Source organism: Curtobacterium sp. SL109, assembly GCF_026672405.1.
Taxonomy (GTDB): domain Bacteria; phylum Actinomycetota; class Actinomycetes; order Actinomycetales; family Microbacteriaceae; genus Curtobacterium.
The window spans coordinates 249,048-266,566 of sequence record NZ_JAPPRB010000002.1; the positions used below are offsets into that span (position 1 = coordinate 249,048).

Consider the following 17,519-nt stretch of genomic DNA (forward strand, 5'->3'; position numbering starts at 1 on the left):
CAGGAGCGTCCTCACGCGTGCTCTCCGCGCAGGTACTCGCCGACGCGGCCCTCGACCGAGTGGCCGGAGTAGACGCGGGGCACCCGGGCGCCGATCCGGCAGACGATCTCCTCGCCGATGGTGTCGAGCGCGGCGCCCCACTCCAGCACGGTCATCTCGTCGCGCTCCCCCGTGCCGAACAGCACGACGGTGTCACCGACCTGCACGTCGTCGTCGCCCACGTCGACCAGGAACTGGTCCATCGCGACCCGACCGGCGACCGGGTACCGCTTGCCGTTGATCGCGACCTCGACGCGTCCCTGCGCCGAGCGCGGCACCCCGTCCGCGTAGCCGAACGGCACGAGCGCGAGGGTCGTCTCGTCGTCCGTGCGGTAGGTGTAGTCGTACGAGACGCCGGTGCCGACGGGGACACGCTTCGTCTTCGCGACCGAGGCCGTCACCGTCATCACGGGTTCGAGCCCGAGGTCCGCCGCGGAGACGCCGTCGGCGCCGGGGATGCCGTAGAGGTTCGCCCCCATCCGGACCATGTCCTTGCGGAACTCCTTGCGTTCGAGCCCGGCGAGCGACGCGGCGACGTGCTCCATCGGGACGTCGACGCCGAGGTCCTCGGCACGCTCGATCGCGGCCTCGAACAGGGACACCGACGCAGCGTCGTCGTCGTCCGAGGACTCCGCCAGGTGCGTGTACGCGGCGACGACCTCGATGCGACCGGCGCGCTGGGCGTCCCTGGCCGCCTCGACCAGCGCGGGCCAGTCGTCGATCGAGGACCCATCGCGGTGCAGCCCCGTGTCGACGCCGAGGTGCACACGCGCTGGACGCTGGTCGACGGCCTCCACGATCCGCTGCAGTTCGGCGAGGTTCGAGACCCCGAGGTCCACCGCGGAGTCGATCGCGTCGCGGAAGTCCAGCGCCGGGTCGTGCTGCCACGTGAACAGGTGCACGTCCTCGCCGACGCCGATCGCCCGGAGCCGCAGCGCCGCTGGGACCGTCAGCACGCCGATCCACCGGATGCCGGCGTCGACCGCGGCGAGCGCGATCGGTTCGAGGCCGTGCCCGTACGCGTCGGCCTTCATGATCGCCATCACCTCGACCGGGTGCATCCACCCGCGGACCCGCTCGAGGTTGGCGCGGTAGGCGTCGAGGTCGATCTCGGCCTGACGCAGGGGCGCGCTCACGTCGTCCTCCGTTCGATGCTCCGGCCGAGCCGGGCCACCACCTCGTAGTTGATCGTGCCGACGGCCGACGCCCAGTCCTCGACGGCGGGGTCGCCGTTCGCCGGGTCGCCCCAGAGCACGACCTCGTCCCCGACGGCGACGTCCGCGTCCCCGATGGCGATGTGCATCGCGTTCATGGCGACCCGTCCGACGACCGGGAACAACCGGTCACCGATCCGGACGGAGACGTGGTTGCCGAACCCGCGGTCGAAGCCGTCCGCGTACCCCAGGCCGATGACCGCCAGTCGCGTGTCCGTCTCGGCACGCCAGGTGTAGCCGTAGCTGACGCCGTCACCCGCCGGCACGACCACGGTGCGGAGGACCGAGGCGGTCAGACGCATCGCAGGGCGCAGGCCGAGGTCGGCCGACGTCCGGTCGGGGAACGGGCTGAGTCCGTAGAGCGCGATGCCGACGCGGGCCAGGTCACGGCGGGTCTCCGGCAGCGCGAGGCTCGCGGCGCTGGCGGCGAGGTGCACCATGTCCGGCACGATCCCCCGCGCGCGCAGGCCGTCGAGGGCCCGCTGCAGGGAGGCGTCCTGGTCGAGGTCGTCAGTGCGCGAGGCGTTCGACAGGTGCGACATCACGCCCTCGATCCGGGTGCGGGCACCACCGCGGGCGAGCGACGCCGCACGGTCGAAGAGCTCGGGCCACTCGGACTCGACGGCACCGTTCCGACTGAGCCCGGTGTCGACACAGATGTGCACGGCGGCCACCTCGGCGTCGGCGGCGCTGGAGAGCTGCTCGACGCTGGACACCGCCGGGGTGATGCCGTGCTGGGCCGCGCGACGGAAGTCCTCGTCGGGGGCGTGCAGCCACGCGAGGATCCGGACGCCCTCGTCGATGCCCGCCTGCCGCAGCGCGATGCCCTCGTCGATGTCCGCCACCCCGAGCCACTCCGCGCCCGCGTCCACGAAGGCCTGCGCGGCGTCAGCCGCGCCGTGGCCGTACCCGTTCGCCTTGACGACCGGGATGACGCCGGACGGTGCCACCTGGTCGGCGACGGTCGCGTAGTTGGCGATGAGAGCCTCCCGGTCGACCGTGATCCCCGTGAACGCACTCAAGCCGGTTCACCTGTTCCTTCCAGCACCACGAACGCCGTGGCGATGCCCCCATCATGCGAGAGCGACAGGTGCACGGAGACGACGCCACGCGCGTCTGCGACCTGGCGCGCCTGCCGGTGCAGCGTGAGCGACGGGTTCCGCTGGTCGTCGGAGACGACCTCGAGGTCCTGCCAGCTCAGCCCGGCGCTCGACCCGAACGCCTTGATCAGTGACTCCTTGGCGGCGAACCGTGCCGCGAGCGACGCGATCGCACGGGGCTCACCGTCGCGCACGAGCTCGGAGGCCGTGAACAGGCGCGCCCGCATGGCGGGCGTCCTGGTGAGGGTGCGCTCGAACCGCTCCAGGTCGACGACGTCGACCCCGATGCCGATGATCATCGCCGACTACTCGACGGTGACCGACTTCGCGAGGTTGCGCGGCTGGTCCACGTCGAGCCCCTTCGCGGCCGCGAGCTCCATGCCGAACATGTGGAGCGGCGCGACGGCCAGCAGCGGCTCGAACAGCGGCGTCGCCAGCGGGATCCGGAGGACCTCGTCGGCGAAGGGCAGCACGGCGGCGTCGCCCTCTTCGGCGATGGCGATCACCCGGGCGCCGCGAGCGCGGATCTCCTGGATGTTCGACACGACCTTCGGGTGCAGCGACCGGGCGTCACGCGGCGAGGGCACGATCACGAAGACGATCTGCCCCGGCTCGATGAGCGCGATCGGGCCGTGCTTGAGCTCGCCCGCGGCGAAGCCCTCCGCGTGGATGTACGCGAGCTCCTTGAGCTTGAGCGCGCCCTCGAGCGCGATCGGGTACCCGACGTGGCGGCCGAGGAACAGGACGCTGCGGGTGTCCGCCATCCACTTCGCCAGCTCGGCGACCCCAGAGGCGTCCTCGATCGTCTGCTGCAGCTTGGCGGGCAGGCCCTCGAGCTCGGCGACCTGCTCGGCGACCTGCTCGGTCGTCAGCGTGCCGCGGAGCGTGGCGAGGTGCAGCCCGAGCAGGTACAGCGCGACGCCCTGCGCGAGGAACGCCTTCGTCGACGCCACCGCGACCTCGGGCCCGGCGTGGGTGTAGATCACCGCGTCGGACTCGCGCGGGATCGTGGCGCCCTGGGTGTTGCAGATCGAGAGGACCTGCGCCCCCTGCTCCCTGGCGTACTTCACGGCCATCAGCGTGTCCATCGTCTCGCCGGACTGGCTGATCGACACGACGAGCGTGCGGTCGTTCAGCACCGGGTCGCGGTACCGGAACTCGTGGGCGAGCTCGACCTCGACGGGCACGCGTGCCCACTGCTCGATGGCGTACTTGCCGAGCATGCCGGCGTAGGCCGCTGTGCCGCAGGCGATGACGACGACGCGGTCGACCTGCTGCAGGCGGTCCGCGATCGGGTCGAGGTCGGTCAGGGTGACCGCACCCTCGTGAACGCGGCCGAGGATCGTCTTCGCGACGGCCTCGGGCTCCTCGCTGATCTCCTTCGCCATGAACGAGGACCAGCCGCCCTTGTCCGCGGCCGAGGCGTCCCAGTTCACCTCGAACTCGCTCGGCTCGGCCGGGGTGCCGTCGAAGTGGATGACGTCGACGCCGTCGGGGCGGATCGTGGCGATCTCGTCCTGGCCGATCGACAGCGCGCGCTGCGTGTAGGCGACGAACGCGGCGACGTCCGAGCCCATGAAGTTCTCGCCGTCACCGAGGCCGACCACGAGGGGCGAGTTCCGGCGGGCGCCGACGACGACGCCGGGCTGGTCGGCGTGCACGACGAGGAGCGTGAACGCGCCGTCGAGTCGCTGCACGGCCTGCTGCATCGCGGTCGTCAGGTCGCCGGTGTCGCGGAAGGCCCGCGCGACGAGGTGCGCGGCGACCTCGGAGTCGGTCTCGCTGAGGAACTCGACGCCCTCGGCGGTCAGCTCGGCACGCAGCGCGGAGAAGTTCTCGATGATGCCGTTGTGGATGAGCGCGAGCTTGCCGCCGTCGGCGAGGTGCGGGTGCGCGTTCTCGTCGGTCGGACCGCCGTGGGTCGCCCAGCGGGTGTGCCCGATGCCGGTGCCGCCGTCGGGGATCGGACGTTCGTCGAGCTCGTCGATGAGGGCCTGGAGCTTGCCCGCCTTCTTGGCCGAGGTCATGTCCCCGGAGGGGTCGATCACGGCGATCCCGGCGGAGTCGTACCCGCGGTACTCGAGCCGACGGAGACCACCGATGAGCACGTCCGTGCTGCTGTTGCTGCCGACGTAGCCGACGATTCCACACATGGCGTCGATCTTATGGTCTCCTCGGGCGACCTTCCTGCGTGGACACCGGATCGAGACAGACCATACGGTCTGCCGCTTTCTGAATGATTCTGTCGTGAACCTCAGAGACGGATAGAATCTGTCAGATGCATGCCGAACTCAACCCCTACGCACCCGGGGCGGGCCTTCGCCCACCGGAACTCGTGGGCCGGCAGCCAGAGTTGGATGCATTCGACCTGCTCGTTGCACGCTCGCGACGAGGGCAGACCGCCCGGAGCCTCGTCCTGCACGGTCTGCGCGGTGTCGGCAAGACCGTCCTGCTGAACCAGTTCCGCGTGCAGGCAGACCGTGCCGGGTGGCTCGTCGTCGACGTCGAGGGGCAGACGTCGGACTCGGGCCGACAGACGACTCGACGGCGACTCGCCCGTGAGATCGCGCTCGCTGCCCGACGGCTGAGTCGTGGCCGCGCGATGTCGGCAGCGGTCCTCGAGGCGTTGGCCACCGTGAAGTCGTTCGGCATGCAGTTCGGAGGGCTGGGCTTCTCGATCGAGCTCGAGGCTGCCGTCGGACGAGCAGACACCGGCGTGATCGAAATTGACCTCGAAGAACTGGTCGAGGACCTCGCTCCGGCGCTCCGCGAGCAACAGCGGGTGATCGCGTTGTTCATCGACGAGCTCCAGGACCTGGAACCGGAACTCCTCGGGGCACTCCTGTCAGTCCAGCACCGTGCAGGACAGCGTGGGTGGCCGTTCGTCGTCGTCGGCGCTGGCCTGCCGAGCGTGCCCGGAACGCTCACCGCCGCCAAGTCCTACGCGGAGCGACTGTTCGACTACCGCGAGATCGGGTCGTTGCCCTCCGGTGCCGCCGGCGACGCCCTCGTGGTGCCAGCCAGACGCGCGGGCGTGACGTTCGACGCGAGTGCCCTCGATGTCCTGGTGGACGCCTCCGGCGGGTACCCCTACTTCCTCCAGACCTACGGAGCCGCTGCCTGGGACCTGGCAGAGGACAGGCGGATCACCGAGGCCGACGCGATCGGCGCCATCGACCGCGGCAACGCCGAACTCGACAGCGGGTTCTTCCCCGGCCGGTGGGCGAGCGCGACGCCTGCAGAGCGGCAGTACCTCGTCGCCATGTCCGAGGACCCGGACGGAGAGTCCTCAACCGGTGCGGTCGCGACACGCCTCGGCGTCGCGGCCAACGCGACGAGCCAGGCCCGCCATGCCCTGATCAGCAAGGGCATCGTCTTCGCTCCACAGCGAGGACGCATCGCGTTCACCGTGCCGCACATGCGCGCATTCGTCCGCCGTCAGGCCGATCTCGACCTGGTCGACTAGTTTGCGACCATGGGACGTTTCGAGGAGATCGCCATCACCACCCTGCGCGGCGAGCAGACCACCTTCGGGGCGTTCGGGGACAAGGCGGTGCTCGTCGTGAACGTGGCCTCGCGCTGCGGCCTCGCGCCCCAGTACGAACAGCTCGAGGAGCTCCAGAAGACGTACGGCCCGCGCGGCTTCACGGTCCTCGGCTTCCCCAGCAACCAGTTCCTGCAGGAGCTCGGTTCCGCCGAGGCGATCGACGAGTACTGCTCCGCCACGTGGGGCGTGACGTTCCCGATGTCGGAGAAGGTCAAGGTCAACGGCATGGGCGCGCACCCGCTCTACAAGGAGCTGAAGCAGACGCCCGACGCAGGCGGCAAGGCCGGTCGGGTCATCTGGAACTTCGAGAAGTTCCTCGTGGCGCCGGACGGCACCGTCTCGCGCTTCCGCCCGACGACGAAGCCGGACGCTCCTGAGGTCATCGCCGCCATCGAAGCGGCCCTCCCCGCCTGAGCGGTCGCGCCCGGCGCGAGCCGCGGATACAGACGGGAGGCCCGGGTCACGGGCGCCGGTCGGCGAACGTGATCCGGGCCTCCCGTCTGTACGCTCGGACGCATGCCGATCACGGAGACCACCGTCGCGCACCCCTCCCCCTTCGTGGAGATCCCGCGCGCGGAGTGGTCGCAGCTCGCTCCCAAGGAGCACCTGTCCCTGACGGAGACGGAGATCGTCCAGCTCCGGGGCCTGGGTGACCGCCTCGACATCCAGGAGGTGCAGGAGGTCTACCTCCCCCTGTCCCGCCTGCTGACGCTCTACGCCGCCGGCGCGAAGGACCTGCACGCGGAGACCAGTCGCTTCCTCGGGGAGCGTGCCCGGCGGACGCCGTTCGTCATCGGCGTGGCCGGGTCCGTGGCGGTCGGCAAGTCCACGGTCGCCCGACTGCTCCGCGAGCTCACGAAGCGCTGGCCCGACACCCCCCGCGTCGAACTCGTCACGACCGACGGGTTCCTGTACCCGAACGCCGAACTCGAGCGGCGCGGGATCATGGACCGGAAGGGCTTCCCGGAGTCCTACGACCGCCGGTCCCTGCTGCGCTTCGTCAGCCAGGTGAAGAGCGGCGCGGCCGAGGTCCGGGCGCCGTACTACTCGCACCTCGTCTACGACATCGTCGAGGACGCCGAGATCGTCGTCCGCCAGCCGGACATCCTCATCGTCGAGGGGCTCAACGTGCTGGCGCCGCCGCTGCACGGTCGGCTGGCGCTGTCCGACCTCTTCGACTTCACCATCTACGTCGACGCCAAGACCCGAGACATCGAGTCCTGGTACGTCGACCGGTTCCTGGCCCTGCAGGAGGAGGCGTTCTCGAGCCCGGACTCGTTCTTCCACCGGTTCGCGAGCCTGTCCCGCGAGGACGCCGTCCGCACCGCGACCGAGGTCTGGCACGCGATCAATGAGCCGAACCTGGTCGAGAACGTCCTGCCGACGCGCTCCCGGGCCACCCTCGTGCTGAAGAAGGGTCCGAACCACAAGGTGAACTCAGTCCTGCTCCGCAAGATCTGACGCGCGCGGCGCTGGCTGGCCAGTGGTGGTGGCACGGCCCGTCCCGCGCCCCCGTCCGGGAGACACCGGTGTTCGTCGTTCGCGCCGCGACTTTCCGCGGCGCGGAGCACGAACACCGGTGTCTTCCGAAACTCGCTGCGGCGCGCAGCGGGACGCGCAGCGGCGCTGCAGGGGGCGCGCAGCCGCGCCGCAGCAAGCCCGCGAAGCGCCTACGCGGCGTCGAGCGCCAAGCGCTCCTCGACGACCGCGGCCAGCTCCTCGGCGACGCGCTGAGCGGTCTCCTGCGAGGCGGCCTCGACCATCACGCGCACGACGGGCTCGGTGCCCGACGGACGCAGCAGCACGCGGCCGGTGTCACCGAGCGACGCGGTGGCCGCGGCGACGGCGTCCTGCACGCCCTGGTCGGCGAGCCCGTGGCGGTCGACCCCGCGCACGTTGAGCAGCACCTGCGGGAACACGGTCATGCACGACGCGAGCTCCTGCAACGACTTGCCCGTGCGCGCCATCTCGGCGACGAGGTGCAGTCCGGTGAGGATGCCGTCGCCTGTGGTGGCGTACTCCTGGAAGATGATGTGGCCGGACTGCTCGCCGCCGAGGGAGTACCCGCCCTCGTTCATCTTCTCGAGCACGTAGCGGTCGCCCACGCCGGCCTCGATCATCGTGATGCCCGCGTCGGCCATGGCCCGCTTGAGCCCGAGGTTCGACATGATCGTCGCGACGAGGGTGTCGGACTTCAGGTGCCCGCGCTCCTGCAGCGACAGCGCCAGGATCGCCATGATCTGGTCGCCGTCGATGGCGTTGCCGGCGGCGTCGACGGCCAGGCACCGGTCGGCGTCGCCGTCGTGGGCGATGCCGACGTCAGCGCCGGCTTCGAGCACGGCACGGGCGAGGTTGTCGATGTGGGTGGACCCGACGCCGTCGTTGATGTTCCAGCCGTCGGGGTCGGCCCCGATGAGCGTGACCTTCGCCCCGGCGTTCACGAAGACCTCGGGCGAGACGCCCGCGGCGGCACCGTTGGCGCAGTCGAGCACGACGTGGATCCCGTCGAGCCGGTGCGGGAGCGTGCCGAGCAGGTGGACGACGTAGCGGTCCTCAGCGTCGGCGAAGCGGGTGATCCGCCCGACGTCGATGCCGGTGGGGGTCGGCGCGGACTGGTCGTGCATGGCGGCTTCGATGCGGTCCTCGACCTCGTCGGGGAGCTTGCGCCCGCCCGCGGCGAAGAACTTGATGCCGTTGTCCGGCGCCGGGTTGTGCGACGCGGAGATCATCACGCCGAAGTCGGCGTCGATGTCGGCCACCAGGAAGGCGGCGGCCGGGGTGGGGATCACTCCGGCGTCGAGGACGTCGACGCCAGCGCTGGCGAGCCCGGCTGCGACTGCCGCGCCGAGGAACTCACCGGAGACGCGCGGGTCGCGCGCCAGGACCGCGCGGGGGCGCGGTCGGCCGGACGCCCGCCGGGCGTCCGCGTGGTGTCCGTGCGTGAGCACGGCCGCGCTCGCCTGGGCAAGGCCCAGTGCGAGCGCGGCCGTCAACTCGCCGTTGGCGAGGCCACGAACGCCGTCGGTACCGAACAGACGGGGCATGGTGTCCTCCGACGTCAGTTGATCAGCGCTTCGAGAACTGCGACGCCTTGCGGGCCTTCTTGAGACCGGCCTTCTTGCGCTCGATGACGCGGGCGTCACGGGTGAGGAAGCCGGCCTTCTTGAGGGCCGCGCGGTTGTTCTCGCGGTCGATCTCGTTCAGCGTGCGGGCGATGGCGAGACGCAGCGCGCCGGCCTGACCCGAGGGGCCGCCACCCGTGATGCGGGCGGTGACGTCGTAGGAGCCGAGGAGCTCGAGCACCTTGAACGGGTCGTTGATGAGCTGCTGGTGCAGCTTGTTCGGGAAGTAGTCCTCGAGCGTGCGGCCGTTCACCACGAAGGTGCCGGAGCCGGGGACGAGGCGCACGCGGGCGATGGCCTCCTTGCGGCGCCCGACGGCACCGCCGGAGACGTTGAGGATCTGACGGGGAGCGGCCTCGGCAGCGGCGGGTGCGCTCTCCGTGGTGAAGCTCTCCGGGGTCTGGTCGAGGGAGTCAGCGATCTGAGCCATGAGTTTTCTCTAGTCCTTGGAAGTCGTCGTGGCCGCTGGTTACTGCGAGACCTGGTCGAAGATGTACGTCTTGGGCTGCTGCGCGGCGTGGGGGTGCTCCGGACCCGCGTACACCTTGAGCTTCTTGAGCTGCTCGCGGCCCAGCGTGTTCTTCGGGAGCATGCCGCGGATCGCCTTCTCGACGGCGCGGGTCGGGTGCTTCTCGAGCATCTCCGGGTAGGAGGTCGCCGTGAGGCCGCCCGGGTAGCCCGAGTGACGGTAGTAGACCTTCTTCGCGAGCTTGGAACCGGTCAGTGCGACCTTGTCCGCGTTCACGATGATGACGAAGTCACCCATGTCCATGTGCTGGGCGAAGGTGGCCTTGTGCTTGCCGCGGAGGAGGGCGGCGACGTGGGAGGCGAGACGGCCGAGGACGACGTCGGTGGCGTCGATGACGATCCAGTCGTGCTGGACGTCTGCCGGCTTCGGTGAGAACGTGCGAGTCACAGGAGTGCTGCTTTCGTGTCGAGGTGAGGAGTCCGTGAATCCCGCTCCGTGAGGTGTTCTGGCGGGTGACACCCGCTGAACGCCCCGGTGGAGGGCTCATCTGACTGTCTGGCGCACAACGGCGCGCAGACCAATGTGAGAGCCTACCGGATGCGACTCGCGCGGGTCAAACACACGCGCGCACCACCCCCACCCGTTCTCTCCCCGCGCCCCGCTCCCGCTCCCCCGCAAGCGGAATCGCGCGCAGCACGCGGAATCGCGCGTTGCGGGTCAGGATTCTCGACCTGCAACGTGCGATCGCGCCTTCCATCGCGAGCGATGTGGGAAGAACCGGACGGGAGGCTCGTGCCAGCTGGCACCTGGGCCCACGCCGGCCGGTACCGGACCGACGCGGCAGCGGCGGGACGGCCGTGACCGGTGGGGAGCCTCCCGTCCGTTCGTGGTCGCGTGGACTACGCGGCGCGAGCCAGGCGACGTCGGCGCACCATGAGCAGGCCGGCACCCGCTGCCAGGAGCAGCAGCGCTGCGACGATGCCGCCGGTGAGCTCCGCGCCGGTGAACGCGAGCCCCGATGCCGTGCCGGTGGCGGGGTCGACCGTGACGACCAGCGTCACCGTGCCGGTCGTCGGTCCGGTCACCACCAGGGTGTGCGTCCCGGCGGTGACCGACGACGGCACCGTGAACGTGCCGGACAGGCGGCCGGAGGCGTCCGCGGTCAGCGTGCCGAGGGTGACCGGCTCGGAGTGCAGCTCCACCGTGGTCCGCTCGCCGGCAGCGAAGCCGGTGCCCGTCAGGCGGAACGACGCCCCGACACGGAGGTGACCGTCGACGGCCAGGACCGCGGCCTCGTCGCCCGGCTGCGGAGCAGGGGTCGGAGTCGGAGTCGGGCTTCCGCCGTCACCAGGAGGCGTCGTGCCACCGTCACCAGGAGGCGTCGTGCCACCGTCACCGGGAGGCGTCGTCGTCCCGCCGATCCCGGGGAGGTCGATGCCGACAAGGATCGGGTCGTGGTCGCTCGCCCGGTACACGTCGTCGGTGTAGAGGTTCGTGGCGTTGTAGTTGTAGCGGCTGTACTCCAGCCCCACCGACTCGACCGAGTTGATGTTCCAGATGTCCACGCCGGTGACGTCGGCGAGCGCTGCGGGCGAGGCGAGCACGTGGTCGAGCGACCCGCTCAGGCCGCTGAAGACGTACGACCACTCGTCGGCGTCCGCCGTCGGCCCGAGGTCGGTGTAGCCGGCGTCGTCGAGGACCACCATCGGGTCCTCCTTGCTGTAGGCGTTGAAGTCGCCGAGCATGAAGACCTTGTCCGTGCCGTACTGGGTCTGCATGGCGGTGGAGAACGTCACCAGGGCCTTCGCCTGTGCGACGCGGTCCGCGTTCGACGCCCCCTGGCCGTCACCCTGGTCGGCGTTCGCACCGGTGCCGGAGCCCTTGGACTTGAAGTGGTTCGCGATTACCAGGAACTCGTCGTCCGCGGTGCCGCCGAGCGGGCGGAAGGCGTCGGCGACGGGCTGTCGGGCGTTCGTGAAGGCGGCGTCCTGCAGGATCGTGGACGCTCCGGTGGGGGCGACGCGGTCCTTCTTGTAGATCAGCGCGAGACGGATGACGTCCTCGCTCGCCGGGACGACCGCCGGGGACGGGACGTACGCCCACGTGTCGGCACCGGTCGCGGCGTTGAGCGCCCCGACGAGGGTCGCGACCGCAGCGTCACGCGGCTGGCCGAAGCGTGCCGAGTTCTCGATCTCCTCGAGCGAGACGACGTCGGCGCCGAGGCCGTTGATCGCCTTGACGATCTTGACCTGCTGGCGCTCGAGGTCCTCCTGCTCGGCGGCACCGCGGGCGTCGCAGCCGGAGTTCACCGTGACGGGGTCGCCGTCGCGGTCGGTGTAGTACGTGCAACCGGTGAGCTCGTCACCCGTCGTGGGGAAGTAGTTCAGCACGTTGAAGCCGGCGAGCTTCAGGTCACCGCCGACGTCCTCGGGCTTCGCGGTGCGCACGTCCGAGAACGCGACGGGCAGGTCTGCCGACGGCGTCGCGCCGGTGACCGGCGCGGTCGGCTGGAACTTCCACGCGTTGTTGCGGTAGTCGAGCACGACCGGTGCGTCGAACGTGGCGGCGGCACCGACGGTGACGGGACCCTGCGTGAGCCACGACACCGGGATGCCCTGATTGGCCTTCGTCAGGAAGTTGGTGCTGGCGCCATCGTCGAGCGTGACCCTGCGCGCCGCGTTGTCCGCGGTGATCGCCGCTGCCTCCGGGGTGCCGGGGCGCGCGACCTCGGTCGGCTGCAGGAGCCGCTCGGTGCCGGAGGCCAGGACGACCTCGCCGTACTGGTTCGTCGTGTAGTTGTCCGCGACGGTGTACCGGCCCTGCGGGGCGACGAGCATGCTCTCGAGCGACTCGCGCTGCGCGTCCGTCCGCGGGAAGGCGACCGCCGCGGCCTGCGGGGCGGGCACGGTGCCGGACAGCGTGCGCAGCCCGGCTGCACTGGAGACCGTGAGCTCGGTCAGGCCGTTGAACTCGGAGACGGCGCCGGTGACCTCGACGTGCTGCCCTGCCGTGACGGACGACGCCGTCGCGGCCGAGTAGACGAAGACGGCGTCCGACGCGGTGTGCGTGGTCAGGTCGACCGCGCCGCCGGTACCCGGGGTCTGGATCGTGTAGCCGCTGAAGCCGCCGGTCGCGTACACCGCGGTGACGACGCCCGACGTGACGACGTTCCTCCCCGCGTACGGCGAGGTGTCCGTCGTGCCCTGGAGCTGCGCGATCGTGACGGCCTCGGCCGGAGCGGGCTCGGTCGGCGGGGTCGGGTCCGTCGGGGGCGTGGTGGTCGTGCCCCCGCCCGCCGTCTGTCCCGCGGCGTTCGTCGGGGTCGGCGTGGTGGTGTTCGAGAAGTCCGCGGCGTTGACGTCGGTGTCGGTCGTGCCCGCTCGCACGAGGGCGTTCGGCACGGGGTTCCCGCCGTCGACGGAGCGCACCGCCCCCTCGAAGGTGTTCGACGCGCCGTAGCCGAGCAGGTCGACGACGCCGGGCGTGCCGGGCGCCACCGCACCGGCGGGCAGGGCCAGCGCCGTCGTGCGGTCCGCGAGGACGAGCGTCCCTGTCGTGCCGGACGGGTTGAGGCCCGCTTCGTCGTCGGGCGTGGGGAGGTCGGCACCGACGGCAGCGGCGCCGCCGTTGCCCGCCATCGAGACCAGGAACGTGCCACCGGCGGGGACGGTGCCCTCGAGCGCGCTCGTGCTGAACGCGCCGGTGCTCGTCGCGGACCGGTACTGCAGTGACCACCCGGTGACCGACACGGGCGCTGCCGTCGGGTTGCCGATCTCCACGAACTTGTGGTTGAAGGGCGCGCCGGCGCTGCCGCCCTTCAGGTAGGCCTCACGGATGACCAGGCCGGTGCCGGCGGGGTCCGCCGAGGCGGCGGTGGCGGAGACGAGCGGTGCGGCGAGGAGTGTCGCGGCGACCGTGGCGCACAGCAGGGTGCGACGGATGTGCTGGGGCATGCGGACCTTCGGTGCGGGGTCGTGGACTCCAGCACGCTACCGATCTGCGGGGGCGTTCAGGTTTCGACGAGGTGAACCCTTCGGTCTACTGCGCTTCATGACCCGGTGAGTGCCCGCAGCCCCATGACGCCGAGCATCATCACGTACCAACCGAGGAGGTTGCCCCGCTTGCGCGCGCCTACCAGGGACAGCCCTCCGGTGACGACAGCGACGCCGCCCGCGATCAGGGCCACAGACGGCCGTGTCGGGGTTGCGACACCCACCGTCAGGAGAGCGAGCGTCGCCACCACCACGAGCACCGCGACGATCACCGTCCGCATCGCATCGGACTCAGGCTGGACATCGTCAGTCATGCAACCAGCATATTGCCGTTCAGTACGACCTGCGTTTCACGACCCGACCGGCACCCACTCCCGCCCCACCCGGTGCACGGCCGGCCCGTGCCCCGGCAGCACGATCTCGGGGATCGGCAGCGCCCGCGCCGACTCGAGCGCCGTCGCCTGGTCCGCCGTGAAGAAGGGCGTGATCATCCGCGGCCGCGGGGTCCACGACGCCGGCTGCGTGTCGTGGTGGGAGACGACCGCGTCCCCGGTGACGAGCGCGTCGGCGGCCGGCAGCAGGTACGCGGTGGAACCGGCCGTGTGTCCCTCGGCGGGGAACGGCGTGATTGCCCGTCCCTCGAAGTCCGCGCCGGTGAAGGCCCTGGCGGTGGGCACCGAGACGGGCCGCAGGGCGTCGGACCGGATCGCCCGGCCGAGCCAGCGGAGCACCCGCGCCGAGGCCAGCCGCCCACCGATCTCCGCCGGCGTGACCTGCTGCCGCTCGGGTCCACGGACGTTGTCGAGCTCGGCGGCGTGCGCGAGCACCTCGACGTGCGGGTGGCGCTCGAGGATCCCGGGGATGCCGCCGACGTGGTCGACGTGCCCGTGTGTGACGTAGATGCGGCGGAGGTCGCCGAGGTCGTGTCCGGCGTAGCGCACCGTGTCGAGCACCAGGTCGCTGTCGGCGGGGTAGCCCGCGTCGATCAGGGCGACGCCGTCCTCCTCCGCCAACACGACCCAGTTCGAGACGGGCCCCTCGACGAAGACCACACCAGGGGCGACGGAGACGACGGACCGGGGTTCGCGGGAGCTCATCCCCCGACGGTAGCCGAGGTCCCGTCCACGGATCGCCGGGCACGCGTCTGCTCCGCCCGGGCCGCGAGCTCCGCGTCCGCCGGGTACCCCACCTCGGTCAGCGTGAGCCCCTTCGCCGGCGCCACCTTGAACGCGCTGGTCCGCTCCCCCGCCACACGCAGCTCCTCGAGCCGCTCCGGTCCGAAGCGCCCCTCGCCGACGGCGATGGTCGCCCCCACCATCGCGCGCACCATGGAGTGGCAGAACGCATCGGCCTGGAGGCTCGCCACCAGCACGCCGTCCGGCTCGCGGTCCCAGCGGAACTCCTGGAGCGTCCGGATCGTCGTCGCCCCCTCGCGCGGCTTGCAGAACGCCGCGAAGTCGTGCAGCCCCAACAGCGTCAGCGCTCCGCGCTCCATCGCTGCCGGGTCGAGACGCCCCGGGTACCAGAGCGTGTGCCCACGACGTCGTGGATCGCGGGGGGCGTCGACGTCCGCGACCCGGTACTGGTAGCGCCGCCAGAGCGGGGAGAACCGGGCGTCGAACCCGTCCGGCGCGATCGACGCCCGCGTGACGACCACGTCGCCCTCGACCCCGGCGATGCCGTTCACCCGCTTGACGAGACCGTCGAGCGGGTCGCGCCCGCTGCCACCGCGCCCGCTCCCGTCGCGCCCGCTTGCGTCAGGCGCGCTGCGTCGGGGCCGTGCCAGCGCGGCCCACTGCGCGGCGTCGAGGTCGAGGTGCGCGACCTGACCCACGGCGTGCACCCCGGCGTCGGTCCGCCCGGCGACGGTCAGCAGCGGCGGCGAGCCCCAGCGGGTGAAGACGGTGGCGAGCGCGGTCTCGAGCGCGCCCTGCACGGTGCGGAGCCCCGGCTGCCTGGCCCACCCGGAGAATGCGGCGCCGTCGTACGCGACGTCGAGCCGGAGCCGCACGTCGACGTCGGCGCCGCTGTCGGCCGACGCCTGCGCCGGGGCCACGTCCGTCTCGCTCACACCACCACGGTACCGATGTCAGCGCCGCGTCAGTGCCGCGTGAGCGCCGGCCGACACCATCGTCCTCGACGTCGACGCGACCGCCGACGCCCCATCGGAGAAAGGAACCGACGATGACCACGACACCCCTCGCGGTCGAGGCCGTCGGCCTCGTGAAGACCTTCGGGCAGAACCGCGCCGTGGACGGTGTCGACCTCCGCGTCGAGGCCGGCACGGTGTACGGCGTGCTCGGCCCGAACGGCGCCGGCAAGACCACGACGATCAGCATGCTCGCGACCCTGCTGCAGGCGGACGCCGGTGAGGCCAGGGTCTTCGGCCACGACGTCCGCCGCGAGGCGCAGGAGGTCCGCCGGCTCATCGGCGTGACCGGGCAGTACGCCAGCGTCGACGAGACGCTCAGCGCGACCGAGAACCTGGTCATCTTCTCCCGCCTGCTCGGGCTGGGCCGGGCGGAGTCGAAGCGGAAGTCCGCGGAGCTCCTCGAGCGCTTCGGCCTGACCGAGGCGGCGACCCGTCCCCTCAAGAAGTTCTCCGGCGGGATGCGCCGACGCCTCGACCTGGCGGCGAGCCTCATCGCCCAGCCGCCGCTGATCTTCCTCGACGAGCCGACCACCGGCCTCGACCCCCGCACCCGGGCGCAGATGTGGGACACGATCCGCGAGCTCGTCGCGACGGGCTCGACCGTGCTGCTCACCACGCAGTACCTCGACGAGGCCGACCAGCTCGCCGACCGCATCGCCGTGATCGACCACGGCCGGGTCGTGGCGGAGGGCACGGGTGACGAGCTCAAGGCGTCGATCGGCACCGCGTCGCTGCAGCTCCGGCTCGCCGACGCCTCCGCCGAGACCCTCGCGACGGCGTCCGACCTCGTCGCTCGGGTCCTGGGCACCCCAGCGGTCGTCAGCCCGGAGGGGTCGCGCCTGACCGCCCCGATGACTGACCCCGACCGCGTCACCGACCTGCTCGTGTCGTTCCGCGACGCGGGCATCTCCCTCGCCGAGATGAGCGTGCAGAAGCCGACGCTCGACGAGGTCTTCCTGACCATCACCGGCAACCCGGTCGCCGACGAGGCCGCCGACCAGCACGAGCACGAGCACGCGCTCGAAGGGAGCATCGCATGACCACGCTCACCACACCCGACCTGGCGTCCGCCGGCACGACCGGCGCCAGGAGCACCCCGCGCCCCGGCGTGGGCGGCACCGGGCTCGCTGCGACGATCCGGCAGTCCTTCACGATGGCGTACCGCGGCCTGATCAAGGTCCGTCGCACGCCGGAGCAGCTGTTCGACGTGACGCTGATGCCGATCGTCTTCACCGTGATGTTCACCTACATCTTCGGTGGCGCGATCTCCGGCGACGTGGCGTCCTACCTGCCGATCATCATCCCGGGCATCCTCGTGCAGACGAACATCACGTCCTCGATCGTCACCGGCGTCCAGCTCCGCGAGGACATGGACAAGGGCGTCTTCGACCGCTTCAAGTCCCTGCCGATCGCCCGCATCGCCCCGCTCGCCGGGGCACTGCTCGCCGACACCGTGCGGTACGCCATCGCGACGACGATCACCTTCGTGACGGGCTTCGCGATGGGGCTCCGTCCCGAGGGCGGCTTCGGCGCCGTCGTCCTGGCGGGCCTGCTCGTCATCGTGGTCGCCTGGGCGATCAGCTGGGTCTTCGCCTACTTCGGCGTCGTGGCCCGCACCGCGTCGAGCGTCTCGGGCATCTCGAACCTCGTGCTGTTCCCGCTGACGTTCCTGTCGAACGCCTTCGTCCCGGCGGACACGCTGCCGGACTGGCTGCGCTGGTTCTCCGAGGTCAACCCGGTCTCGCACCTGATCACCGCGGTCCGCGAGCTCGTGAACCACGGCCAGGTCGGCACCGACCTCTGGCTCTCGCTGCTCGGAGCCGCGGTCATCGTCGCGGTCTTCGCCCCGCTGACCGTCCGTGCCTACATGCGGAAGGCCTGACG

General features: G+C 71.2%; 16 protein-coding genes. 5 read left to right on the forward strand and 11 right to left on the reverse strand.

The features are described 5' to 3' along the window. Positions 1-11: 11 nt before the first annotated feature. Genes alr (OVA28_RS02485) through glmS form a run of 4 tightly spaced genes read right to left on the reverse strand, consistent with a single transcriptional unit; the run spans position 12 to position 4,506 of the window. Positions 12-1,175 (reverse strand): alanine racemase, encoded by a 1,164-nt coding sequence (gene alr, locus OVA28_RS02485; RefSeq protein ID WP_194663043.1) that lies wholly within the window; start codon positions 1,173-1,175, stop codon positions 12-14. Continuing rightward, positions 1,172-2,275 (reverse strand): alanine racemase, encoded by a 1,104-nt coding sequence (alr, locus tag OVA28_RS02490; protein WP_268095640.1) that lies wholly within the window; start codon positions 2,273-2,275, stop codon positions 1,172-1,174. The genes alr (OVA28_RS02485) and alr (OVA28_RS02490) overlap by 4 nt, the downstream gene beginning before the upstream one ends. Further along, positions 2,272-2,652, reverse strand: a complete 381-nt coding sequence (locus OVA28_RS02495) for a holo-ACP synthase (protein ID WP_268095641.1) — start codon at positions 2,650-2,652, stop codon at positions 2,272-2,274. The genes alr (OVA28_RS02490) and OVA28_RS02495 overlap by 4 nt, the downstream gene beginning before the upstream one ends. 6 nt (positions 2,653-2,658) lie before the next feature. Beyond that, the gene (glmS, locus tag OVA28_RS02500; RefSeq protein ID WP_194663035.1) at positions 2,659-4,506 is read right to left on the reverse strand and encodes a glutamine--fructose-6-phosphate transaminase (isomerizing); all 1,848 of its coding nucleotides are present in this window, start codon (positions 4,504-4,506) and stop codon (positions 2,659-2,661) included. Between the two features lie 125 nt (positions 4,507-4,631). Between glmS and OVA28_RS02505 the strand changes: the two genes are divergently transcribed. From OVA28_RS02505 to coaA, 3 genes are all read left to right on the forward strand, one after another. Then, positions 4,632-5,819, forward strand: a complete 1,188-nt coding sequence (locus OVA28_RS02505) for an ATP-binding protein (protein ID WP_268095642.1) — start codon at positions 4,632-4,634, stop codon at positions 5,817-5,819. Between the two features lie 9 nt (positions 5,820-5,828). After that, positions 5,829-6,314: a glutathione peroxidase gene (locus OVA28_RS02510; protein ID WP_268095643.1), complete on the forward strand. Its 486-nt coding sequence runs from the start codon at positions 5,829-5,831 to the stop codon at positions 6,312-6,314. A 102-nt stretch (positions 6,315-6,416) separates the two neighbouring features. After that, a complete protein-coding gene (coaA, locus tag OVA28_RS02515) occupies positions 6,417-7,361 on the forward strand; it encodes a type I pantothenate kinase (protein WP_194663029.1) in 945 nt (314 codons plus the stop codon). 209 nt (positions 7,362-7,570) lie between these two features. Here the strand turns inward: coaA and glmM are convergent, their stop codons facing one another. From glmM to OVA28_RS02550, 7 genes are all read right to left on the reverse strand, one after another. Beyond that, positions 7,571-8,944: a phosphoglucosamine mutase gene (glmM, locus tag OVA28_RS02520; RefSeq protein ID WP_194663027.1), complete on the reverse strand. Its 1,374-nt coding sequence runs from the start codon at positions 8,942-8,944 to the stop codon at positions 7,571-7,573. A 22-nt stretch (positions 8,945-8,966) separates the two neighbouring features. Beyond that, positions 8,967-9,452 (reverse strand): 30S ribosomal protein S9, encoded by a 486-nt coding sequence (gene rpsI / locus OVA28_RS02525; RefSeq protein ID WP_194663025.1) that lies wholly within the window; start codon positions 9,450-9,452, stop codon positions 8,967-8,969. Positions 9,453-9,491: 39 nt separating this feature from the next. Then, a complete protein-coding gene (gene rplM / locus OVA28_RS02530; RefSeq protein WP_056121470.1) occupies positions 9,492-9,938 on the reverse strand; it encodes a 50S ribosomal protein L13 in 447 nt (148 codons plus the stop codon). Positions 9,939-10,390: 452 nt separating this feature from the next. Next, positions 10,391-13,444 carry an ExeM/NucH family extracellular endonuclease gene (locus OVA28_RS02535; RefSeq protein WP_268095644.1) on the reverse strand — a complete coding sequence of 1,018 codons (3,054 nt, stop codon included), beginning with the start codon at positions 13,442-13,444 and terminating at the stop codon, positions 10,391-10,393. 95 nt (positions 13,445-13,539) lie between these two features. Continuing rightward, positions 13,540-13,797 (reverse strand): hypothetical protein, encoded by a 258-nt coding sequence (locus OVA28_RS02540; RefSeq protein ID WP_268095645.1) that lies wholly within the window; start codon positions 13,795-13,797, stop codon positions 13,540-13,542. Positions 13,798-13,833: 36 nt separating this feature from the next. Continuing rightward, entirely contained in the window at positions 13,834-14,580 is a 747-nt protein-coding gene (locus tag OVA28_RS02545) for an MBL fold metallo-hydrolase (RefSeq protein WP_268095646.1), read from the reverse strand. Further along, complete coding sequence (locus tag OVA28_RS02550; RefSeq protein ID WP_442780755.1) at positions 14,577-15,554, reverse strand: tRNA pseudouridine synthase A; 978 nt, start codon at positions 15,552-15,554, stop codon at positions 14,577-14,579. Before OVA28_RS02550 ends, OVA28_RS02545 begins: the two co-directional genes overlap by 4 nt. A 113-nt stretch (positions 15,555-15,667) precedes the next feature. Here OVA28_RS02550 and OVA28_RS02555 point away from each other — a divergent pair, with 113 nt between their 5' ends. Both OVA28_RS02555 and OVA28_RS02560 read left to right on the forward strand, forming a co-directional pair. After that, a complete protein-coding gene (locus OVA28_RS02555) occupies positions 15,668-16,675 on the forward strand; it encodes an ATP-binding cassette domain-containing protein (protein WP_268095647.1) in 1,008 nt (335 codons plus the stop codon). Continuing rightward, the gene (locus OVA28_RS02560; RefSeq protein WP_194663008.1) at positions 16,672-17,517 is read left to right on the forward strand and encodes an ABC transporter permease; all 846 of its coding nucleotides are present in this window, start codon (positions 16,672-16,674) and stop codon (positions 17,515-17,517) included. The genes OVA28_RS02555 and OVA28_RS02560 overlap by 4 nt, the downstream gene beginning before the upstream one ends. Positions 17,518-17,519 lie beyond the last annotated feature (2 nt).